General features: G+C 66.0%; 22 protein-coding genes. 4 read left to right on the top strand and 18 right to left on the bottom strand.

The genetic code is table 11. From position 1 onward, the window contains the following. Position 1 precedes the first annotated feature (1 nt). The 11 genes from JW897_RS14865 to hemE all read right to left on the bottom strand — a co-directional run bounded on the left by JW897_RS14865 (position 2) and on the right by hemE (position 10366). Positions 2 to 262 carry a phosphopantetheine-binding protein gene (locus tag JW897_RS14865; protein WP_043590868.1) on the bottom strand — a complete coding sequence of 87 codons (261 nt, stop codon included), beginning with the start codon at positions 260 to 262 and terminating at the stop codon, positions 2 to 4. Beyond that, positions 259 to 1008, bottom strand: a complete 750-nt coding sequence (locus JW897_RS14860) for a lysophospholipid acyltransferase family protein (protein WP_048412594.1) — start codon at positions 1006 to 1008, stop codon at positions 259 to 261. Before JW897_RS14860 ends, JW897_RS14865 begins: the two co-directional genes overlap by 4 nt. A 19-nt stretch (positions 1009 to 1027) precedes the next feature. After that, positions 1028 to 1756 (bottom strand): beta-ketoacyl synthase chain length factor, encoded by a 729-nt coding sequence (locus JW897_RS14855; protein ID WP_205466786.1) that lies wholly within the window; start codon positions 1754 to 1756, stop codon positions 1028 to 1030. A 141-nt stretch (positions 1757 to 1897) separates the two neighbouring features. Further along, on the bottom strand, positions 1898 to 2596 hold the full coding sequence (locus JW897_RS14850) for a class I SAM-dependent methyltransferase (protein ID WP_048412454.1): 699 nt from the start codon (positions 2594 to 2596) through the stop codon (positions 1898 to 1900). A gap of 147 nt (positions 2597 to 2743) precedes the next feature. Next, a complete protein-coding gene (locus JW897_RS14845; RefSeq protein WP_205466784.1) occupies positions 2744 to 3748 on the bottom strand; it encodes an NAD(P)H-dependent glycerol-3-phosphate dehydrogenase in 1005 nt (334 codons plus the stop codon). A 9-nt stretch (positions 3749 to 3757) separates the two neighbouring features. After that, a complete protein-coding gene (locus tag JW897_RS14840) occupies positions 3758 to 4204 on the bottom strand; it encodes an SH3 domain-containing protein (RefSeq protein WP_048412452.1) in 447 nt (148 codons plus the stop codon). 13 nt (positions 4205 to 4217) lie between these two features. Further along, positions 4218 to 4670, bottom strand: coding sequence for a protein-export chaperone SecB (gene secB / locus JW897_RS14835; RefSeq protein WP_048412451.1), 453 nt, complete (start codon positions 4668 to 4670; stop codon positions 4218 to 4220). A 131-nt stretch (positions 4671 to 4801) separates the two neighbouring features. Then, positions 4802 to 5059: a glutaredoxin 3 gene (gene grxC / locus JW897_RS14830; RefSeq protein ID WP_048412450.1), complete on the bottom strand. Its 258-nt coding sequence runs from the start codon at positions 5057 to 5059 to the stop codon at positions 4802 to 4804. Positions 5060 to 5157: 98 nt separating this feature from the next. Continuing rightward, on the bottom strand, positions 5158 to 6549 hold the full coding sequence (gene dacB, locus JW897_RS14825; protein WP_205466782.1) for a D-alanyl-D-alanine carboxypeptidase/D-alanyl-D-alanine endopeptidase: 1392 nt from the start codon (positions 6547 to 6549) through the stop codon (positions 5158 to 5160). Between the two features lie 7 nt (positions 6550 to 6556). Further along, positions 6557 to 8731: a primosomal protein N' gene (locus JW897_RS14820; protein WP_205466780.1), complete on the bottom strand. Its 2175-nt coding sequence runs from the start codon at positions 8729 to 8731 to the stop codon at positions 6557 to 6559. Positions 8732 to 9298: 567 nt separating this feature from the next. Continuing rightward, complete coding sequence (gene hemE / locus JW897_RS14815; protein ID WP_048412447.1) at positions 9299 to 10366, bottom strand: uroporphyrinogen decarboxylase; 1068 nt, start codon at positions 10364 to 10366, stop codon at positions 9299 to 9301. Between the two features lie 108 nt (positions 10367 to 10474). Between hemE and JW897_RS14810 the strand changes: the two genes are divergently transcribed. Beyond that, positions 10475 to 11155 carry a Dph6-related ATP pyrophosphatase gene (locus JW897_RS14810; RefSeq protein WP_048412592.1) on the top strand — a complete coding sequence of 227 codons (681 nt, stop codon included), beginning with the start codon at positions 10475 to 10477 and terminating at the stop codon, positions 11153 to 11155. On the opposite strand, the gene JW897_RS14805 is transcribed toward JW897_RS14810, so the two are convergent. The 4 genes from JW897_RS14805 to JW897_RS14790 all read right to left on the bottom strand — a co-directional run bounded on the left by JW897_RS14805 (position 11143) and on the right by JW897_RS14790 (position 14074). Further along, positions 11143 to 11988 (bottom strand): substrate-binding periplasmic protein, encoded by an 846-nt coding sequence (locus JW897_RS14805; protein ID WP_205466778.1) that lies wholly within the window; start codon positions 11986 to 11988, stop codon positions 11143 to 11145. The two genes, JW897_RS14810 and JW897_RS14805, sit on opposite strands and share 13 nt — an antisense overlap. Before the next feature lie 42 nt (positions 11989 to 12030). Further along, complete coding sequence (locus JW897_RS14800) at positions 12031 to 12546, bottom strand: chromate transporter (protein ID WP_048412445.1); 516 nt, start codon at positions 12544 to 12546, stop codon at positions 12031 to 12033. Beyond that, the gene (locus JW897_RS14795) at positions 12543 to 13100 is read right to left on the bottom strand and encodes a chromate transporter (protein ID WP_048412444.1); all 558 of its coding nucleotides are present in this window, start codon (positions 13098 to 13100) and stop codon (positions 12543 to 12545) included. Before JW897_RS14795 ends, JW897_RS14800 begins: the two co-directional genes overlap by 4 nt. Before the next feature lie 95 nt (positions 13101 to 13195). Continuing rightward, the gene (locus JW897_RS14790) at positions 13196 to 14074 is read right to left on the bottom strand and encodes a LysR family transcriptional regulator (RefSeq protein WP_205466776.1); all 879 of its coding nucleotides are present in this window, start codon (positions 14072 to 14074) and stop codon (positions 13196 to 13198) included. Positions 14075 to 14180: 106 nt separating this feature from the next. Between JW897_RS14790 and JW897_RS14785 the strand changes: the two genes are divergently transcribed. Further along, the gene (locus tag JW897_RS14785) at positions 14181 to 14780 is read left to right on the top strand and encodes a short chain dehydrogenase (protein ID WP_205466775.1); all 600 of its coding nucleotides are present in this window, start codon (positions 14181 to 14183) and stop codon (positions 14778 to 14780) included. Positions 14781 to 14790: 10 nt separating this feature from the next. On the opposite strand, the gene JW897_RS14780 is transcribed toward JW897_RS14785, so the two are convergent. The 3 genes from JW897_RS14780 to JW897_RS14770 all read right to left on the bottom strand — a co-directional run bounded on the left by JW897_RS14780 (position 14791) and on the right by JW897_RS14770 (position 18213). Continuing rightward, complete coding sequence (locus JW897_RS14780) at positions 14791 to 15507, bottom strand: substrate-binding periplasmic protein (protein WP_205466773.1); 717 nt, start codon at positions 15505 to 15507, stop codon at positions 14791 to 14793. Between the two features lie 106 nt (positions 15508 to 15613). Next, positions 15614 to 17578 (bottom strand): DNA topoisomerase IV subunit B, encoded by a 1965-nt coding sequence (gene parE, locus JW897_RS14775; protein ID WP_048412441.1) that lies wholly within the window; start codon positions 17576 to 17578, stop codon positions 15614 to 15616. A 107-nt stretch (positions 17579 to 17685) separates the two neighbouring features. After that, the gene (locus JW897_RS14770; RefSeq protein WP_019103838.1) at positions 17686 to 18213 is read right to left on the bottom strand and encodes an RNA pyrophosphohydrolase; all 528 of its coding nucleotides are present in this window, start codon (positions 18211 to 18213) and stop codon (positions 17686 to 17688) included. A 198-nt stretch (positions 18214 to 18411) separates the two neighbouring features. On the opposite strand from JW897_RS14770, the gene pssA reads away from it, so the two are divergent. Both pssA and JW897_RS14760 read left to right on the top strand, forming a co-directional pair. Next, entirely contained in the window at positions 18412 to 19752 is a 1341-nt protein-coding gene (gene pssA / locus JW897_RS14765) for a CDP-diacylglycerol--serine O-phosphatidyltransferase (protein WP_205466772.1), read from the top strand. A gap of 78 nt (positions 19753 to 19830) precedes the next feature. Next, a complete protein-coding gene (locus tag JW897_RS14760) occupies positions 19831 to 21618 on the top strand; it encodes a GAF domain-containing sensor histidine kinase (RefSeq protein WP_048412439.1) in 1788 nt (595 codons plus the stop codon). Positions 21619 to 21690 lie beyond the last annotated feature (72 nt).

Raw genomic sequence — 21690 nt, 5'->3', positions numbered from 1 at the left:
CTCATGCTTCCTGTTGCGTTGCGACAAAGCGAGCCAGGCTGGCCACCGAGGCGAAATGCGCCTTGGTGGCGGGATCGTTGGCTTCCAGCTTCACCTTGTATGTCTTTTTCAATGCCACGCCCAATTCCAGCGCGTCGATGGAATCCAAGCCCAATCCTTCGCCAAACAACGGCGCTGCGGCGTCGATATCCTCGGCGCTCACGTCTTCCAGTTCCAAGGCCGAAATGATCAACAACTTGATTTCATGTTCCAGCGCATTCATGTCCAGCTTTCCTTCCTTGCCAATGTTTGGCTGAAATAATGTTGCAAGGCCTCGCTCAAACGGCGGGAGGCCAGCGACGGCTGCGTATCAGCCGGCAACAGCTCCGCCAAGGCCAGCGGCCGGCCGGCGTCCAGGCCGAAGTCGAAACGCCGCGGCGGAATCTGGTGCCAGCGCTTGTCCTTGGTCAGCGTGGACGGGCTGCAGCTCAGCGTCACCGGCAAGATGGGGGCCTGAGCCGCCAGCGCGATATGGGCGGCGCCGCGTTGAAACTTGAGCTCGCGCCCCGGCACGGTGCGCGTGCCCTCCGGAAAGATCAGCAGGTTGTCGCCTCGTCGCAGCGAGGCGGCGCAGTCCGCGATCAAGCTGCCGGAATCGTCGTTGCGGATATAGCCGGCGGCGCGCACCACGCCCCCCAGGAAGGGGCTGTCCCACAGCGCGGCCTTTACCACGCAGTTGGCGTTGGGCATGCGGGCGATGATGGCCACCACGTCGATCAGGGTCGGGTGATTGGCCAGCACCAGCGTGCCCCGCGCCTGTTCCAGTTGCCGTTCGCCGTTCATGCGCAGCGTCATGATGCCGCTGCGGCGCATGAAGGCGATGAACAGGGCGAAAGCGCGCTGGATGATGGCGCGCGCCAGCCGCTGGCGGCGGCCGTTGCGCTTGGGCACCAGCCGCAAAGCCGGAAACACCACCAAGGTCAGCAACAAAGCGCCCTCGCTGAACAAGGAGAACGCCAAGGCCGTCATCAACAAGCGCCAGCAGTAATTAAGCCCCCTCACGGCACAGCCTCCAGCCGTTCAGCTCCAGCCGCGGCCGCTCGCCGGCCAGCCCGTGCGCCAGCCAGGCCGGCTGCGGCCAGCCCTCCGGCGCGCGCGCATGCGCGTCCTGCCGCAAGCTCCAGCGCGGCGCGCCGGCTTGCAACAGCAACGCCAGTCCCTGAGGCTGATCCAGACCGTCGTCGGCGCCTTGATAGAAGGGAAGCAGGGGCAGGTCCGCGAACAGCAGCAGCACCGGTTGCGAGGGATCCGCCGCCGCTTCCAGCGCCGCCTCCAGCAGGCCGTAACCCAAAGTCTGTTCGCCGGCGGCCACCGCGCTCGCCGCCGACGCGTCGCGGCGCAGCAAGGACAGCATGCCGGCAATCGCGTTATGGACCGACAGCCCGAACACCGTCGGGGACACCGGCGAGTCGGCGGCGATGTCTTCCAGCATCAAGTGCGTGCGGTTGACCTCGCCATGACGGGAGGCGAACACCAGCTTCGCCGCCGGAACGTCCACCGCGCACGCTTGGGCCAAATGCAGACAGATGCGCGCCAGCGGGCTCAAGCGACGCCGCTGCGACGCGTCGACAAAACGGCAGTCCGGATACGCGACGGGCGCCTCGGCCTTCTGCAACGGCCGTTGCGCCCAGTCGGCGGCCGACTCGCGGCCCGGCATCCAAGCCGCCCAACGCCGAATCGCCAGCGTGGGTTCGCCGCTCATTGTCACTTCCGCCATCCGCAAGCCTGTCAATCAAAAAAAGGAGCGTATTCTAAATTGTTCACACTCAGCCAACAAGCAAACAAGCATACGGCATTAAACGATGGTTACGAATCCGTCCCATTTTGTCGCAAGCGCAACAAAAACCTCGCCGCGGGATTAAACGGCCGGTTTGATCGCCACCGCGTTGACCAGGGTTTCCTCGCGCTTCTGCGGCACCTTGAAGCCAAACCACTCCAGCGCGCCCAAGTCCGGCCGGCTCCACCACAGATAGGGCATGGACACGCGCGCGTCCGGCAGGTCGAAACCGGCCCCGCGCAGCAGGCCCAGGTATTCGTCGGCGGTTTTCTGAATCTCCATCGGGTGGCGGAACAATAGACGGATAGGCAGGGAGTGGATGTAGCGCCTGGTCGACTCGGCGAACAGCAGCACCCCGCCCGGCTTCAGCACCCGGAAGAACTCCCGCATCGCCGCCTCCTGCTCCACCAGATGGTGGAAGCTTTGGTGGCAATACACCATGTCGAAACTCTCGTCGGCGTACTCCATGCGCGACGCATTGCCGAAGGCCAGCGTCACTTTGCTCGGGCAGCGGTCGGCGGCCGGGCGCGCACGCTGTTCGATCGCCGGATCCGCGTCCAGCGCCACGATCTCGTCCGGCGCGAATCTGCGGGCCAGCTCGTCGAAGGAATGCCCAAACCCGCAGCCCACGTCCAACACCCGGGCGAACGCGCGCCGCGGCGGCATCATCCGCTCCAGATCGTTCAAGGCGCGCCGCAAGACGTGCACTTTCCAGGTGGCCGTATTCAGGAACCAATTGCCAAAACGCGTTTCTTCTACAAAGGGAAAAGTATTCTGCATTCTCAGATTCAAGCAAGGTATCCAACAAAAGCAGCCAGCCCCTCGCCCTCGTTTCCGCCAAAGGCAGAGACTAAGGGGCGCGCTCGCTGCAAGGACAAAAAACAGCCGCCAAGGCGGCTGTTGTCGCATCCGATCCAAGCGGGGGCCTTACTGCAATAGATCGCCATCCTCGGATTTGGGCGAACGGCTGAGCAGGCCCAGCACCACCCGCTGCGGATCGTGCCCCTGGTAGAGCAGGCCGCAAACCGCGGCGGTGATGGGCATGTCCACTTCCAGCCGCTCCGCCATGGTCAGCACTTCGCGGGCGGTGGCCACGCCTTCGGCGACGTGGCCCAGCTCTTGCAACGCCTGCTGCAAGGGCTTGCCCTCGGCCAGCTTCAGGCCCACTTGGCGGTTGCGCGACAGCGCGCCGGTGCAGGTGAGGATCAGATCGCCCATGCCGGCCAGACCCATCATGGTGTGCTGGCTGGCGCCCAGCGCGGTGGCCAGGCGGGTGATTTCGGCCAGGCCGCGGGTGATCAGCGCGGCGCGGGCGTTCATGCCGTACTCCAGGCCGTCGGCCACGCCGGTGGCGATGGCCATCACGTTCTTGACCGCGCCGCCCACCTCCACCCCCACCAGGTCGGCGTTGGCGTACAGGCGCAGCAGCGGGCTGTGCAGGTCGCGCGCCACTTGCCGGGCGAAGGCTTCGTCGTCGGAGGCGATGGCCGCCGCCGCCGGCAAGCCCTGCGCCACTTCGCGGGCGAAGCTGGGGCCGGACAGCACGCCGCAGCGGTGGTTGGCCGGCAGCTCCTCGGCCACCACCTGGTGCGGCAGCAGGCTGGAGCCGGCCTCGAAGCCCTTGCAGGCCCACAGCAGCGGCGGCAGTTGCGAGGACAGCGCGGTCAGCGCCCGCAGCGTGGGCCGCAGACCGGCCATCGGCGTGACGATGAGGATGAGTTCGGCGTCGTGGATGGCGCGCGGCAGTTCCGCGGACAGCTTGAGCGCGTCCGGGAACGGGCAATCGGGAAGATAGCGCTGGTTGACGCGCTTGGCGGCCAGTTCGGCCACCTGATTGGCGTCGCGCGCCCACAGCGTGACTTGATGGTGACGGGCGAAGGCGATGGCCAGGGCGGTGCCCCACGCGCCAGCGCCCAGGATGGCCAGTTTCATGCGTAGCCCTTACAAGCCCCAGAGGTCGGTAATACGAGCATAGCCGATGCTGCCGTCGCGGTGGCGCACTTTGACCCAGCCGCCCTTGGGCGGCTCTTGCAGCTCCACCACGCCGTCCTTGGGCACGGTGTAGGCCAGCGGGCCGTCGTTGGCCGGCGCGGCGCGCACTTCCGCCTTGTCGGCGGTGATCAGCAGCCAGCGCTGCTTGGACAGCGCGGCGGCCGGAATCCAGGCGATGCCGCCGGTGGCGTCGCGCACGCGCGACCATTCTTTCTGGCTGCTCAGCACTTCCACCGGGTAATAGCGGCTCACCACGAACAGCTTCTTCGAAGTGAGCGTCGGCGCCTCGTACAGCGCCACGCCGGTTTCCTTGACCGAGCGAAACTCAAGTGCGGCGGCGCCGTGGGACAGCAGGCCCAGGCTCAGCGCCAGCAGCGGGTATACGAGGCGTTTCATCGCTGGTTTCGCCTCAGGCGTTGCCGGCTTCGGCCTGTTGCGCGCGTTGCTGCATGTACAGGGCCTCGAAGTTGATCGGGGACAGCAGCACCGGCGGGAAACCGGCGCGGTTCACCACGCTGGACACGGCTTCGCGCGCGTAGGGGAACAGGATGTTGGGGCAAGCCACGCCCAGAATCGGGTCGATGTCTTCGGCCGGCACGTTGCGGATCTGGAAGATGCCGGACTGGCCCACTTCGCACAGGAACATGGTTTTTTCCGGCAGTTTGGCGGTCACGGTCACGGTCAGGGTCACTTCGTAGAAACCGTCGTCCAGCTGTTTGCCTTCGCTGGCCAACTGCATGTCGATTTCCGGCTGTTCTTGCTCCAGGAACACCTGCGGCGCGCCAGGCACTTCCAGGGACATGTCCTTCACGTAGATTTTCTCGATGGAAAACGCCGGCTGCAGCTCTTGTTGTTCGCTCATCTCTTCGTCTCACACGGAGGCCGCTCGCAAGCGGCCGGTTTTGGAATGGTTAAAACAGGCCTGCATCATCGCACGAAAGCGCCGCAGGGCCAACCGCCGCCAAGCGGCGGCTTGATCGCGGGCAAGCCGGCTCAGTCGGCCAGCAGCAGGTCCAGCTTGCCGGCCTGGTTCAAGGCGACCAGATCGTCGCAGCCGCCTACATGGGTATCGCCGATGAAGATCTGCGGCACGGTGCGGCGGCCGGTCAGATCCATCATCTTGTCGCGCTCGACCGGGTCCAGGTCGATGCGGATTTCCTTGATCTCGGCCACGCCTTTGGCGCTGAGGATTTGCTTGGCGCGGATGCAGTAGGGGCATACCGCGGTGGTGTACATGGTTACGGGTTTCATCGATGGCTCTCGCGGAATCCGGCGCTCCGGCGAGGAGCGCGCAAAACCGAATATTATACTCCCGCCGCGCGCGCCGAAACCGTCAAGCCGCCAGCTTCTTATTTGGACGCCTCGAAGCGGTCGATCAGATCGGCGACGATCTGGTCCATCGCCTTGCCCATCTCCGGCGCGCGCGGGCTGTTGACGATCACCGCCAGCGCCAGCCGGCGGCCGTCCGCGCCCAGCCAGTAGCCGGCCAGCGCCTTGACGTCCTTCAGGGTGCCGGTCTTCATCCGCAGCCGCGGCCCTTGCTCGGCGAAGCGCTTGCGCAAGGTGCCGTCCTCGCCGGCGATGGGCAGGCTGGCCAGGAATTCGCTGGCGTACGGCCCGCGCGCGGCGTTGAGCAGCACCTGCCCCATCAGCCTAGCGCTGACCCGCTCGCGGCGCGACAGGCCGGAGCCGTTCTCCAACACCAGCGTTTCATCGGAAATGCCGTTGGCGGCCAGCAGGCGCCTCACCGCGTGCTCGGCGTTGGCGCGGGTGTCCTCGCCGCCTCCGCCCTCCTTGCCCAAGGTCAGGAACAGGGTGCGCGCCATGGTGTTGTTGCTGTATTTGTTGATGTCGCTGATCGCCACCGTCAGCGGCTGCGAGTCGTGGCCGGCCAGTTCGCGCGCGCCGGCCGGCACTCGTCCCTGCGCCGCGCCCTTGGGCCCGGCCCCGCCCAGCGCCTGCCACAGGGCGGCGAAGTCCTGGCTGGCGAAAGCGTCGTGATCCAGCACGTTGACGAAGGTTTTGACGCCGTCGCAGCTGGGCGGCAAGGTGCCGCTGACGGTGACCGAACGCAAATCGTTGGCGATGCTGACATAGCGGCGCACGTCGGAACAATCGCTCGGACCGCCCTGGCCGCCGGCCTGCAGCTTGGCGTTGACGCTGACGCCGGCCAACGGCGGATCCAGCGCCACGCGCGCGCAGCCGGCGTCGACGTAGAAGTTGAGCCAGGCCACTTTCAGATTGGTCAGATGGCTGTCCGGCTCCACGGTGAAGGCGCGGCCGGCGTCTTCGTCGAAGTCGTGGGCGCTGGACGCGCCCTTGAAGGCGCTCTTGTCCAGCAGCAGCTTGCCGTCTATCCGCTGCACGCCGCGCAGCCGCAGGCCGTACAGCAGATTGAGCAGGCTGTCGTTGTTGAAGCGCGGATCGCCGGCGCCCAGCCAGTAAAGATCTCCTTGCAGCGCGCCGTCGCGCAGCGGCGCGGCGGACCACAGCCCGGTGTGCCAGCGGTAGCCGGGCTTGAGCAGGTTCAGCGCGCTCCAGCTGGTGATCAGCTTCATGGTGGAGGCCGGATTGACCGCGCTGTCGGCGCGATGGCCGGCCAGGGTCTTGCCGCTCTCCACCGGCGCGGCCCAGACGGCCACCTCCTCCGGCTTGAGGCCGTGCAAGTCCAGCGCGCGGGCCGGCAAGGCAGACAGCAGCAGGCAGGCCGCCAGCAGGCTTGATTTCGTTTTTGCTTTCATTGAGCGGTCACATGTCCTGTGGGTCCACGTCCAGCGACCAGCGCAGGCCGCGTCCATGGCGTTTGGCCGCCGCTTCCACCTGCGGCAGCCATTGATTCAAAAATCCGTGCAGCGCCTGCCTTTGCGGCGCTTCCAGCACCAACTGGGCGCGTTCGCGGTTGGCCAAGCGCGCCATCAGCGCCGGCGCCGGGCCGGCGATCAGCACCTGCGCCGCCAGCGGCTCGGCCAGCCGCCGCACTTCGGCCAGGAAGGCGGTGGCCAGTTCCAGGCTGGGGCTGTCGGCGCGCAGCAGCGCCTGGTAGGCGCAGGGCGGGAAGCCGGCGATGCGCCGCTCGTCCAGCAGGGCCTTGGCGTAGCCGTCGAAATCGTGGCGCGTCAGCGCTTGGTATAGCTCATGATCCGGCCACTGGGTCTGGATCAGCACCTCGCCGGCGGCCTCGGCGCGGCCGGCGCGGCCGGCCACTTGCATCAGCTGCGCGAACAGGCGCTCGGAGGCGCGAAAATCGGCGGAATACAGGCCGCCGTCCGCGCCCAGCGCCACCACCAGCGACAGGGTGCCGAAGTCGTGGCCCTTGGCCAGCATCTGGGTGCCCACCAGCATGTCCACTTCGCCGGCGTGCACCTTGCGGTAGATCTCGTCCCAGGCTTCCTTGCGGCTGGTGGTGTCGCGGTCTATGCGCAGGATGCGCGCCTCGGGGAACAAGCGCGTCAGCGCGGACTCCAGCCGCTGGGTGCCTTCGCCCAGCGGTTTGATGTCGGGGTTGCCGCAATCCGGGCAGGCTCGCGGCACCGCCTCTTCCCAGCCGCAATGGTGGCAGCGCAGCTTGCGCTCCAGCAGATGGACCACCAGCTTGGCGGAGCAGCGTGGGCAGCCGCTGGTCCAGCCGCAATCGGTGCAGGCCACCACCGGCGCGAAGCCGCGGCGGTTGATGAACACCAGGCTCATCTCGCCGCGCGCCAGCCGCTGGCGCAGCGCCTGGATCACCGGTTCGGACAGGCCTTCGGCCAGCTTTTGCCGCCGCACGTCGACCAGCCTCACCTCCGGCAGCCGCGCCGCGCCGTGCGCGCGCCGGCTCAGGGACAGCCGGCGGTAACGACCGGCCTCGACATTGGCCATGGTCTCCAGGCTGGGCGTGGCCGAGCCCAGCACAATGGGCACGCCGGCCTGGCGCGCGCGCCAGATCGCCAGATCGCGCGCATGGTAGCGCAAGCCGTCTTGCTGCTTGAAGGAGCCGTCGTGCTCTTCGTCCACCACGATCAGGCCCAGGCGCGGCAGCGGCGTGAACACCGACAGCCGGGTGCCTATCATCACGTCGGCGCGCCCCTGCCAGCCGTCCAGCCAGCCCCTCAGGCGCTCGCCATCGGCCAGATGGCTGTGCTGCACCGCGATGCGGCTGTCCGGAAAGCGCTGGGTGAAGCGCGTGATCAGCTGCGGGGTCAGATTGATTTCCGGCACCAGCACCAGCGCCTGGCGGCCGGCGGCCAGATGATCGGCGATCAGCCGCAGATAGACTTCGGTCTTGCCGCTGCCGGTAATGCCGTGCAGCAGCCAGGGCTGGTAGCCGGCCTGGCCGCGCAAGGCGTCCAGCGCGGCCTGCTGCTCGTCGTTCAGTTCAGGGCTGTCCGCCACCCGCAAAGGGACGGGCTCCGGCGCCACGCGGCGCACCTTGTCTTCCGCCAGCCAATCCGCCAGCACCTTGCCGGCCTGCGGCGTCACCGCCTTGGCGGCGGCCAGCGTCAACGCGCCGTCCTGCAGCGCCTGCCACAGCGCCAGCCGGGCGCGCTGGCGCGCCGGCGGCGCTTCCGCCTCGCCCTGCGGGGTCAGCGCGTACGGGCGTTCATCCGGCAAGACGATGTCCCGGGGCTCGCGCAGGCCGGTGGGCAAGGCGGTGAACAGCGCCTGTCCCAGCGGATGGTGGTAGTAATCGGCGGCGAAACGGACCAGGGCCATGAAATCTTCCGGCAGCGGCGGCAGGCCGGACAGCACGGACACCACCGGCTTGAGCTTGGCCGGATCGATACCCTGCTGAGGTATATCCGTGACAACCACGCCACACAGCCGGCGCGGCCCGAAGGAAACCGCCACTCTTTGCCCGGCCATGACAGACAACTGGGTCAGGTAACTGAACGTACCTGGCAGCGGCACGTCCACGGCCACTTGCACGATGCTTTGCTGCCCCATCCGGTGCGCCCCCGAAGACAAATGCTGTTGTGACAAGGCTTTGCGGCCACTGTGCACAGATGCTGTGGATAACTTTGTGAACAAGCTGTCGCCTAGAGGTCGAAACGGCCCCAGATCAACATTTCCGTTAGATTGCGCAAAAATTAATCAATTATTTTTCTCTTTGTTTTCAAAGACTTAAATTGATCAAAAAAACATGAGCAATCGGCTTGACAAGGACCTGAACTCTGACTAGCAAATGTGCATAACTCAGAGAACGACTATGGTTCGCCTTGTCAATATCCTTATTCATCACAGTGCAAAAATACAATCCGGCCGCAGGAGAGCCATTGGCCGGACGGGTAAGGATACCCCGACGGCGCGCGAACGGCGTCAGGGGAAAAGTTAAATTTTCTGTTGAAAAAACAAATCCTTTTCCGCGGGCCGCGCTAACAGCGGCTTGATGCCGGATTTAGACACTGATAAAGCCGGCTTTAATGCCCGCCGGGCCGCGCCAACTTGGTGCGTCCGCCGCGGGCAACTCCGCCGGAGCGGCAAAAACATGCCAACGGCGTTTAATCCGGCTTTTCAGCCCTGGGCGTGATAAGGACGGGACAAGCGATGCACCGCTTCCACCAAGGCTCCGGCGTGCTCCGGCTTGACGTGCTGCGAGATGCCGTGGCCCAGATTGAAGACATGGCCGCTGCCCGCGCCGTAGCTGGCCAGGATGCGGGCCACTTCGCGCTCGATGGCGGCCGGCTCGGCGAACAGCGCGTTGGGATCGAAGTTGCCCTGCAAGGCCACCTTGCCGCCCACCCGCGCGCGCGCGGCGCCCAGGTCCGTGGTCCAGTCCAGGCCCACGCAGTCGGCGCCGATGGCGGCGATCTCCTCCAGCCACTGTCCGCCGCCCTTGGTGAACACGATCACCGGCACGCGGCGGCCGTCGGCCTCGCGCTTCAGGCCGGCGACGATCTGGCGCATATAGGCCAGCGAGAACTCGCGGTAGGCCGCCTGGGTCAGCGCGCCGCCCCAGGTGTCGAAGATCTGCACCGCCTGCGCGCCGGCGTCGATCTGGGCGTTCAGGTAGTCGATCACGGTGCGGGCGTTGACGTCCAGAATGTGGTGCAGCAGTTCCGGCCGGCTGTAGAGCATGGCTTTGACGTGGCGGAAGTCGTCGGAGCCGCCGCCTTCTATCATGTAGCAGGCCAGGGTGAACGGGCTGCCGGAGAAGCCGATCAGCGGCACGCGGCCGTCCAGCGCCTTGCGGATGCTGGACACGGCGTCGAAGACATAGCTCAGCTTGTCCAGCGCCGGCACCGTCAGCGCGCGGACGGCGGCTTCGTCGCGCAGCGGGCGCTCGAACTTGGGGCCCTCGCCTTCGGCGAAGTACAGGCCCAGGCCCATGGCGTCCGGCACGGTCAGGATGTCGGAGAACAGGATGGCGGCGTCCAGCGGGAAACGCTCCAACGGCTGCAGCGTCACCTCGGTGGCGTAATCGGGACTGGTGCACAAACCCATGAAGCTGCCGGCCCGGCTGCGAGTGGCGCGGTACTCCGGCAAATAGCGGCCGGCCTGGCGCATCATCCAGATCGGGGTGTATTCGACGGGCTGGCCAAGCAGCGCGCGCAGGAAGGTATCGTTCTTGAGCTGGGTCATGCGGCAATCAGTCCTGAAAGGCGAAAAAATAGAGCGTCATTATACCCGAGTCCCCCGGCTCAGTCCCCCCGCTTGGCGGCGCGCCTCCGCGCGGCTAAGCTGTGCGCCATGAAGAAAACCGTTCTCTTGTCCTGGAGCAGCGGCAAGGACAGCGCCTGGGCGCTGCATGTGCTGCGCCGGGATCCCGACGTCGAAGTCGTCGGACTGTTCACCACCGTCAACCAGGCTTTCCAGCGCGTGGCCATGCACGCGGTGCGGGTGGAGTTGCTGCAGGCGCAGGCCGCGGCGCTGGGGCTGCCGCTGCGCCAGGTGGCCATCCCCTACCCTTGCAGCAACGAGGATTACGCCGGCCGGATGGCGGACTTCGTCGGCGCCTGCCGCGCCGACGGCGTCAGCCACATGGCCTTTGGCGATCTATTCCTGGAGGATGTGCGCGCCTACCGCGAGCGGAACCTGGCCGGCAGCGGCATAGAGCCGCTGTTCCCGCTGTGGGGCCTGCCCACCGCCGAGTTGGCGCAGACCATGCTGCGCAGCGGGCTCAAGGCCAGGCTGACCTGCCTGGACCCGCGCAAGCTGCCGCGCGGCCTGGCCGGCAGCGAATTCGGCCAGGACTTGCTGGACGCCTTGCCGCCGGACGCCGACCCCTGCGGCGAATACGGCGAGTTCCATTCCTTCGCTTGGGACGGCCCGATGTTCCTGCATCCGGTGCCGCACGCGGTGGGCGAAACGGTGGAGCGGGACGGTTTCGTGTTCACCGACCTGCTGCCGCCTGACCCTCAGCGCGGGTAGAACCACAGCTCCTTGCGCTGCAGCGGCGTATCCTTGGGCAGCAAGGGATTGGGCAGTTCGATGATGCGCCGCCGCGCCAGGTTCAAGGCGCGCAAGCGCGGGCCGTTGAAGCGCAGGAACAGCTTGTCGAAGCTGCCGTCCTTGATCGCGGCCTCCAGGCCCTGGGTCAGCGCCCGGGCCAGCTCCGGCCGGCGCGGCGACACGAAGAAATAAAAGGCCGCCGGATAGTGCAGCACGATGTAAGGGTCCAGCGTCAGGCCTTTGGCGGCCTCGGACTCCAGTTCCTGGCCCACCTCGATCACGCTGCGCGGGAAATAATCGAAGCGCCCCTGCCGCAGCATCGCGAACAGCGGCAAATACAAGGGGCTGGCCACCACCGGCAAGCCGGCGCCGCGCAGAATCTGCGTATCCGGCCAATCCTGCCCCTGGCCGGCGCTCAGCGCCTTCAGATCCGCCAGCGTGAACACCTTCTCGAACAAGCGGCCGCGCTTTTGCGACACCAGCGGCACGCGCCAGCCGATCAAGCCCTTGTACAAGGGAATGCGCACCGGCAGCGCCTTGAGTTCGCGTTCGCGGCTGCTCATGCCCCAGAACAGGTCCACGCCGGCGTCGCCGTGCGCCATCTGCTCCAGCGCCCGCCCCTGGTTCATGTCCAGCGCGCTGCTCAATTCGCAACTGAGCCCGGCCTCGCTGCAGGCCAGCTGCAACAAAGCCTGCATATAAGGCAGGTGCGGGTCCTGCTCCCCGGACACCAGCGCATAGCGGATCGACAAGGTTTGCCCCTGCGCCGGCAAGGCCAGAACGCACAACAGCAGCATCAAGATTCGCGTCAACGCGCGCCCTCCCGAGAAAGCCCTGTTCATTATGGCTTCTGCTTAGAGCAAGCCCAAACCGCCCAGCAAAGCGCCGGCCGACAATAACCACAAGGGGTTGAGCGCGCTGCGCCACGCGGTCAGCGCCACCGCGCCGCACAAGAGCCAAGCCCCCGCGTCGGCGTTGGCCGCCAGGCTCAACAGCCAGGCGCTGGCGGCCACCAGGCCTATGGTCAGCGGCGCCAGGCCGCGCTGGAGCGCCAGGGTCAGCGGCGCCCGCTGGTAACGCTGCCACCAGCGCGCCACGTAGAAGCTCAGCACCGAAGACGGGCCGCAAATCCCCAACATGCTGACCAGAGCGCCCGGCACCCCGGCCACCTGCCAGCCTATCAGGCTGACCACCAGCACATTGGGGCCGGGCGCGGCCTGGGCGATGGCGAACAGCGCGGCGAACTCGCGCCCGCTCATCCAGCCCTGTTCCAACACCAGCCGCTGCAACTCGGGAATCAGCACATTGGCGCCGCCCACCGCCACCAGCGACAACAGCGAGAACTGCCACAACAGCGTCAGCAGAATCATGCGCCCTCCTTAGGCCGGTCGCGCCAGGCCAGCCCGACGGCGACGGGCGCCAACAGCGCCAGCGACCACAGCAAGGGCAGTTGCAAGACGCCCAGCGCGCAGAAGGTCAGCGCCGCCACCAAGACGCACCAAGGCTTGCGCTCGATGCGCGCCAGCAAGCGCAGTCCCATCGCCGCGATCAGGCCGGCGGCGGCGGAGGCCAGCCCGTGCAGCACGTTCTGCACCAGCGGCAGTTGCCGGTAATGGCCGTAGAAGGAGGCTAGCAGCAGCACGATGACCATGGGCGCCAGCAACAGGCCGGCGACGGCGGCCAAGGCCCCGCTCGCGCCGTGGAAGCGGCTACCCACCGCCACCGCGACATTGACGATATTGGGCCCCGGCAGCACTTGGCCCAGGCCCAGCACCACGGCGAAGTCGGCCTCGCTCAGCCAGCGGCGGCGCAGCACCATCATCCGGTGCGCCTGTGGCAACACGCCGCCGAAACCGGTCAGGCCGATAGCGAAAAAGCCGGTGAACAAATCGCGCCGGCTGGGCGCCCGCAAATCCGGCTCCATGCCCGTTCCTCTCGCCAAATCATCGATGCGTCCACGCTACGCCGATGCGCGCCGCAGCTCAAACGAAAATCGCTGACAGCCCCTGTCAATAAAACTCACAGCGCGCCCAGGCGCTCCACGATGAAGTCTATGAACACTCGCAGCTTGGGCAGGGGCTGGCGATCCGGCAGATAAATCAAATGCATGGGCTTGGGCGACGGCAAACAGCCCGGCAGCAGTTCCACCAGCCGGCCGGCGGCCACGTCGTCGCCCAGCAGCGCCTCGGCCTGCAGCACGATGCCGCCGCCGGCCAGCGCCACCATGCGCAGCGCCTGGCCGTGATTGGACTGGAAGCGGCTGGCGCGCGCCCACTCGCCGGCGCCCAGCAGTTCCCAACCATCGTCCTTGCGCCACAGCGAGAAGCCCAGGCAATCATGCGCGGCCAGCTCCGCCGGCGCGCGCGGCACGCCCTTTCGCGCCAGATAGGCCGGCGCCGCCGCCACCATCATCCGGTAAGGCTGCAAGGGCCGGGCCACCAGGCCGGAATCCGGCAGCCGGCCGATGCGGAAGGCGGCGTCGTAGCCGTCGGCCACCAGGTCGACCAGGTCGTCGGACAAGGTCAGGTCCACGGTGATGTCCGGATACGCCCGCATGAACTCGGCCAGCAGGCCGGCCAGCCGCAAGGAGCCGAAGGTCACCGAGGCGTTGACGCGCAGCACGCCGCGCGGCGCGCCGCTCATCAACTCCGCCCCGCTTTCCGCCGCGCGGATTTCCGCCAGGATGGACTGGCAGCGCTGGAAATAATGCGAGCCCAATTCGGTCAGTTGCTGACGACGCGTGGTGCGCGCCAGCAGCCTGCCGCCCAGCCGGCGCTCCAGGCTGGCGATATGCTTGCCCACCATGGGCTGGGACAAGCCGTGCGCCTCCGCCGCCGCGGTGAAGCTGCCGCGCTCCACCACCGCCACGAACAGCTCCATGCTCAATAGGCGATCCATGCCATTCATAACCCCTGGTTTTTAATCTTGTTCATCTTAGCGGATTAATCCATCCGCCGTACCGGCGCAGAATGAGGGCATCTTGTACTTGCCAGGGAGACTCCCCATGAAAAAAATCCTCATCGTCGGCGCCCACGGCACGCTGGGCCAAGCCGTCAGCCAGGCGCTGTCCCATCATCAAGTGATCAAGGCCGGCAGCCGCCGCGGCGATGTGCTGGTGGACCTGACCGACGGCGACAGCATCCGCGCGCTGTTCGAACGCGTCGGCAAGGTGGACGCCATCGTCAGCGCCGCCGGCAAGCTGCACTTCGGCCCCCTGGCGGAAATGAGCGCCGAGCAATTCCGCGTCGGCCTCAAGGACAAGCTGATGGGCCAGGTGGAATTGGCGCTGATCGGTCAGCATTATCTGAACGCCGGCGGCTCCATCACGCTGACCAGCGGCATCGTCAGCGAGCAGCCCATCCGCTTCGGCAGCAACGCCAGCGCGGTGAACTCGGCGCTGGAAGGTTTTGTGCGCGGCGCGGCGGTGGAGTTGAACGACGGCCGCCGCATCAATGTGGTCAGCCCCAACGTGTTGCAGGAGTCCTGGGAGCAATACCGGGACTTCTTCCCCGGCTTCGAGGCGGTGCCGGCGGCGCGCGCGGCGCTGGCCTATGTGCGCAGCGTGGACGGCGTGCAGACCGGTCAGACGCTGCGCGTCTGGTGAGCCCGCCGCCTCAATCGTAAATCGCCAGCAAGTCGGCCATTTCGCGCTTGCCGGCGGCGGACAGGCAGGCGGCCTTCAATTTGCCCAGCATGACGGCGTCGCGCGCCAGTTCGCTGCGTTTGGACACGTAGAGCGCCATCGGCTCGTCGCCATGCGCATACTCGGCCAGATTGGGCAGGCCGCCGCCCATCTGCCTCAACGCGTGCCCGCAACCGGGGCGCACGCACATCATCGCGTCCAGCCTGCCGGCTTGCAGCATGCGAAAGCCCTGCGGCATGTCCGACACCTCCACCGGCGTCGCGCCGCTTTGGGCGATGAAACCGTCCAGGGTATGGGTGCCGCGCAACACGCCCAGGCTGCGCAGGCGGAACCACGACAGGTCAACGGGCGACACCAGGCCGCGGCGATGGTAGAGCACCGAGATGCGGATAGACACCGGCCGGCACAGCTCCACGGCGAAGCGCGCGCGCTCCGGCGAGGCGGTCACCAGGGCCAAGGCGTTGTGCCCGCGCTTCAACTCCTCGATCGCGCGCGGCAGGGGCCGGACATCTTGGCTCAGCGTCAGCCCCGCCTGCTGCGCCACGAAACGGATGAAACGCGGCGCCAGGCCGTCCTGGCTCGCCCCGTCGCCCCAGGGACCGATGTCCTGACTGGAGGAGTGATAACTGGCCGCCAGCGCGGGCAAGGCCAGCCACCCCGCCAACAGTCCCCGCCATCGCTTGGCCATGTCCGCCGCCCCTATTGTGATGCCTAGCCTTACTATAGCCGGACATGCAAACGCCCCCGCGGATCAAACCCGCGGGGGCGTTCGTTTTTCAACGGCAGCGAGGCGCTCAGATGTCGGCTTCGACCGCGTTGCCGTTGGCCTCCATCCAGCTGCGGCGGCTGGACGCCTCGCCCTTGCCCATCAGCATGACGAAGGTGGACAGCGTCTGCTCCAGTTCGCCGACGCGCACGCGCACCTGCGACAGCCGGCGAGTGTCCGGATTCATCGTGGTGTCCTTCAACTGCTCCGGGTTCATCTCGCCCAGGCCCTTGAAGCGGGAAATGCTCCAGGCGTTCTCGCGCACGCCTTCGCTGCGCAACCGGTCCAGGATGGCGGTCATCTCGCCTTCGTCCAGCGCGTACAGCTTGCGCGGAGGACGGTGCTTGCCCTGGCCCGGCACGTCCACGCGGAACAGCGGCGGCTGGGCCACGTAGATGTTGCCGTTCTCGATCAAGCGCGGGAAATGGCGGAAGAACAGCGTCAGCAACAGCACCTGGATGTGGGAGCCGTCCACGTCGGCGTCGGACAGGATGGCGATCTTGCCGTAGCGCTGGCCGGACAAGTCCGGATGATCGCTAGGGCCGTGCGGATCCACGCCGATGGCCACCGAGATGTCGTGGATCTCGGCGTTGGAGAATAGCTGGTCCTTGTCGGTTTCCCAGCTGTTGAGCACCTTGCCGCGCAGGGGCAGGATGGCCTGGTATTCCTTGTCGCGCGCCAGCTTGGCGGAGCCGCCGGCGGAGTCGCCCTCCACCAGGAACAGCTCGTTGCGCTCGATGTCCTCGCTCTCGCAATCGGTCAGCTTGCCGGGCAGCACCGCCACGCCGGAGCCTTTTTTCTTTTCCACCTTCTTTACCGACTTCAGGCGCGACTGCGCCTGGCGGATGGCCAGTTCGGCGATCTTCTTGCCGGACTCCACGTTCTGGTTCAGCCACAGCTCCACCGGATCGCGCGCCAAGCCGGAAATCAGCTTCAAGGCGTCGCGGCTGGTCAGCTTGTCCTTGGTCTGCCCCTGAAACTGCGGGTCCAGCACGCGGGCGGACAATACGAAGCGCACGCGGCTCCACACGTCCTCCGCCATCAGCTTGACGCCGCGCGGCAGCAGATTGTGGTGGTCGATGAAGCTCTTCACCGCGTCGAACACGCCGGCGCGCAAGCCGGCTTCATGGGTGCCGCCCACCGGCGTCGGGATCAGGTTGACGTAGCTCTCGCCGCTCGCGCCGTCCTCGAACCAGGCCATCGCCCACTGCGCGCCCTCGCCCTTGGCGAACTGCTCGTGATCGTCGCCGATGTACGCCTCTCCGGCGAACAAGGGCGCCACCGGCTCGTCGCCGTTGCACAGTTCGGCCAGATAGCTCTTCAAGCCCTCCGGATACTGCCAGACCTTGACCTCGTCGCCGCTGGGGCGCTCCACCACCAGGGTGACCGCCACGCCGGGCAGCAGCACCGCCTTGGCGCGCAACAGGCGCTCCAGTTCCGGCAGGGAGTAGCGCGGGCTTTCAAAATACTTGCCGTCCGGCCACACCCGAACCCGGGTGCCGCTGGTGCGCGGGCCGCAGTCCGCCACCCGAGCCAGCGGCTCGATCACGTCGCCGCCGGAGAACACCAGGCGGTGCACGCCGCCCTCGCGCTTGACCTCCACCTCCAGCCGGGTGGACAGCGCATTGGTCACCGATACGCCGACGCCGTGCAAGCCGCCGGAGAAGGCGTAGGCGCCGCCGTCCTTCTTGTTGAACTTGCCGCCGGCGTGCAAGCGGGTGAACACCAGTTCCACCACCGGCACGCCTTCCTGCGGATGCAGGCCCACCGGAATGCCGCGACCGTCGTCGTCCACCGACAGGGAGCCGTCCTGATGCACCGTCACCGCGATCTTGCGCGCGTAGCCGCCCAAGGCCTCGTCCGCGGCGTTGTCTATCACTTCCTGGCAGATATGGGTGGGATCGGTGGTGCGGGTATACATCCCCGGCCGTTCCTTGACCGGTTCCAAGCCTTTCAGCACCCGTACCGACGACTCATCGTATTGTTGCGTCATGTTTGAATCTTGTTGCTCAGCAAATTACGCCAAACGCCGCGGCAACGGCCGCGGCGCAAAAAAAGACAGCGGGCCAGGCCCGCCGTGTCGCTTCGAGGGCGGCCGCGTCAATGCGGCTCCTGAGCGCGGCCAAGCCGGGCCAGATAGGCCTCCCGGCTTTCCACTCCACGCAGGAAACGCGACAGCTCGGCCAACGCGCGCTCGTACACCTCGCGCTTGAACTCGATCACCGCGTCCACCGGCGCCCAGTACTCGTTCCAGCGCCAGCCGTCGAACTCGGGGTGGCTGCTGGCGCGCAGGCATACATCGCACTCGCGCCCCACCAGCTTCAGCAGAAACCAAATCTGCTTCTGCCCCTTGTAACTGCCGCGCCACTCCCGGCGCACCCAGTTGGTCGGCACCTCGTAACGCATCCAGTCGCGGGTGCGTCCCAGTATCTTCACGTGTTGCGGCAGCAAACCCACCTCTTCCAGCAGCTCGCGATACATCGCGGCTTCCGGACTCTCCCCCGGCTTGATCCCGCCTTGCGGAAACTGCCAGGAATGCTCTCGCACACGCTTGCCCCAGAACACCTCATTTTTGCCGTTGATGAGGATGATTCCGACATTGGGGCGGTATCCGTCCCGGTCCAGCATTGGAAAACCTGCAATTCATCTAGTTGAACGAATTTTTGCACATTTCGCCCCGCCTTGCCATGGACTCTATCGCCGGCCTCGCAAAGGCCTGACTTCGTCCGGAACTGCGCTGGCGCAAGGATTGCGCAGGCGCGGACTCCCCCAAGAGGCGAAAACGATGCTACGATTCCACGATTAAACGTCAAACCCAACGCTTACATGGCATTTCTGCTAAAAAGATCGTTGCTGGCTCAGCTTCCCAAGCTGCGCATGCAAGCCGACGCCATCACCACCCTGCACCAGACCGCCGACTACCGCCTTTGCCTGCTGGAGGCGATCGCGCTGGCCCGGCACCGCATCTATATCGCCGCGCTCTATCTGGAGCACGACGAGGCCGGCCAGGAAGTGCTGGACGCGCTGTTCGCCGCCAAGCAACGCCAGCCGCAGCTGGACATCCGCGTCATGGTGGACTGGCATCGCGCCCAGCGCGGGCGCATCGGCGAAAGCCAGGACAGCTGCAACGCCGCCTGGTATCGGGCCCAGGCGCTGCGGCACAGCGTTGACGTGCCCATCTACGGCATCCCGGTGCAAACCCGCGAGCTGTTCGGCGTGCTGCATCTCAAAGGACTGATCGTTGACGACCAAGTGCTGTACAGCGGCGCCAGCATCAACAACGTCTACCTGCACAAGTTGGACAAATACCGTTTCGACCGCTATCACCTGATCCGCAACCAGGCGCTGGCGGACACGATGGCCGACTATATGCACGAGCAGTTCTTCAACGACCCCGCGGTATTCCGACTGGACAAGCCCGCGCCGGCCACTCGCAGCATACGCAAGGAAATCCGCGCCTTCCGCGACAAGCTCAGCCATAGCCACTACCGGATTGAAAACCAGGCCGGCGCGGAAGACGGGCTGGCGGTCAGCCCCATCGTCGGCATCGGCAAGGGCAACGCGCTCAACCGGGTGATTCTGGAACTGATTGCGAACACCCGCAGCTCGCTGTTCATCTGCACCCCCTACTTCAACTTCCCGCGGCCGGTGGTGCTCGCCATCAGCAAGGCGCTGCGCCGCGGCGTGCAGATCGACATCGTCGTCGGCGACAAGACCGCCAACGACTTCTACATTCCGCCCAGCGAGCCCTTCCGCGTCATCGGCGCGCTGCCTTATCTCTACGAGATGAACTTGCGCCGCTTCGCCAAGCGCCAACGCCATTACATCGGCACCGGCCAGCTGCGCGTGCATCAGTGGAAAGACGGCGACAACACCTACCACCTCAAAGGCATGTTCAGCGATCAGCGCCACATGCTGCTGACCGGCAACAATCTCAATCCGCGCGCCTTCCGACTGGACATGGAAAACGCGCTGCTGATCAGCGACCCCAAGGCCGAACTCAAGCATCAGAACCAGCAGGAACAGGAAAACATTCTGCGCCACAGCCGGCAGTTGCTGCATTACCGCGAACTGGAAGACGTGCGCACCTACCCCGAGCAAATCAAAAAGCTGCTGACCCGCCTGAGCCGCGTGCGCATCGACCGCATGCTCAACCTGATGCTGTAAACGATTCAAAGCCCGCCCCGCCGGCATCGGCCCATATGCTAAAAAGATGAATGCGCTTAGCAAAACATGGAGCCCCCGATGCCGGCCATCAAGATCGACACCCAAAACCTGAGCATCAGCCACGAACTGTCGGAAAAGTGGCAGCAGGTGCTGGATCTGCTGGCCAAAATCGTCGACATCCCCGCCGCGCTGATCATGCAAAAGCAGGCGCCCCGCATCAAAGTCTTTCTCTCCAGCCACAGTCCGGGCAACCCCTACGAAGAAGACGAATTGGCCGACCTCGACACCGGCCTGTATTGCGAGACCGTGATGAGCAGCCGCAGGGAGCTGCTGGTGCCCAACGCCTTGAAAGACCCGGACTGGGATCACAATCCCGACATCAAGCTGGGCATGATCTCCTATCTGGGCATGCCCTTGATCTGGCCGAACCAAGACATCTTCGGCACCATCTGCGTGCTCGACAGCGCCGAAAATCCCTACAGCCCCACCCACAAGCAATTGCTCAGCCAATTCCGCGCCATGGTCGAACGCGATCTGCATCAGGTCTATCACGACAAGGCCAGGGAACAGGAAGACGCCATCCTTCGCGCGGACGAAGCCGAGCGGGTGAGACGAGAGTTCGAATCGCTGCGGGCCGGGGAGCAAAAAGCGCTGCAGGCCCTGCGCGAAAGCGAAGAGCGCTGGCACTTCGCGCTGGAAGGCGCCGGCGACGGCGTCTGGGACTGGGACATCGCCGGCGACGCGGTCTTTCTCTCCGCCCGCTGCCGGCAACTGCTGGGACTGGAGGAGCGGGACAGCGGCGCGTTCCAGCTCTGGCACACCGGCATCCACCCAGACGACCTGCCCGCGGTGCAGGCCGGCATCAACGGCTACCGGCAGCGGCCGGAAGGCTCGTTCACCTCGGAACATCGCTTCCGCGCCGGGGACGGCTGGATCTGGCTGCTGAGCCGCGGCATGGTGGTGGGCCGCGACGAACAGGGACGGCCTTCGCGCATGATAGGCACCTACTCCGACATCAGCTTGCGCAAACAGGCGGAATCCGAGCTGCAACAGCTCAACAGCCACCTGGAAGAGCGCGTCGCCAAGCGGACCGCCGAACTCAAGCAGGCCATGCAGCAAATCAGCATCGCGGAAAAGCAGACCGCGCTCGCCCGCATGGTCGCCGGCATGGCCCACGAATTGAACACGCCGATAGGGAATATCCTGCTCAGCGCCTCGGTATTGCACGCGGACCTCAAGTCCATCATTCGCGCCGACGAAGCCAAGCAACTCTCGCGCGGCAATCTGCAAGACTTCCTGCGCAAGGCGGTCGAAACCAGCGAACTGCTGCAAAGAAACAGCGAACTGGCCGGCGATCTGATCGGCCGCTTCAAGCTGATCGCCTCCGACCGGCTCAACCAACCCAAACGCGCGTTCAAGCCCGCTCAAACCATCGCCCAGCTAACCCAGGCGCTGCTGCCGCCGGAACACTATCCGGACATCCGGCTGACGCTGGAGGCGCCTCCTGAGCTGCAAATCGAGAATTATCCGGGGGCTTTGGAACAGCTGCTGTCCCATCTGATCGCCAACAGCCTTGCCCACGGCTTCGACGGACATGATCGCGGCCACATCGGCATCCGGCTGCAAGCGCAGAAAGAGATGTTGCTGCTGAGCTACTCCGACGACGGCAAGGGCATTGCGCCGGAACTGCAGGACAAGGTGTTCGACCCCTTCTTCACCACGCAAATGGGGCGAAGCGGCGTGGGCCTGGGACTGGCCATGGTGCACAACATCGTGCACACCATCTTGAAAGGCGAGATCCGGCTGGACAGCGCGCCCGGCCAAGGCGCGAGCTTCACCATCAGCTTTCCGTCCAAGCAGCGCTGAGCCTCCGGAGAACGCCAGACGCGACAAAGCCTCCCACAGGGAGGCTTCTTTGTTCCGGCGCCGGCGCCAGCA

The sequence above is a fragment of the Chromobacterium alkanivorans genome (assembly GCF_016937655.1).
Classification (GTDB): domain Bacteria; phylum Pseudomonadota; class Gammaproteobacteria; order Burkholderiales; family Chromobacteriaceae; genus Chromobacterium; species Chromobacterium alkanivorans.
Note: the sequence above shows the minus strand (reverse complement) of the source record. Positions and strands in the feature narration are given on the sequence as shown.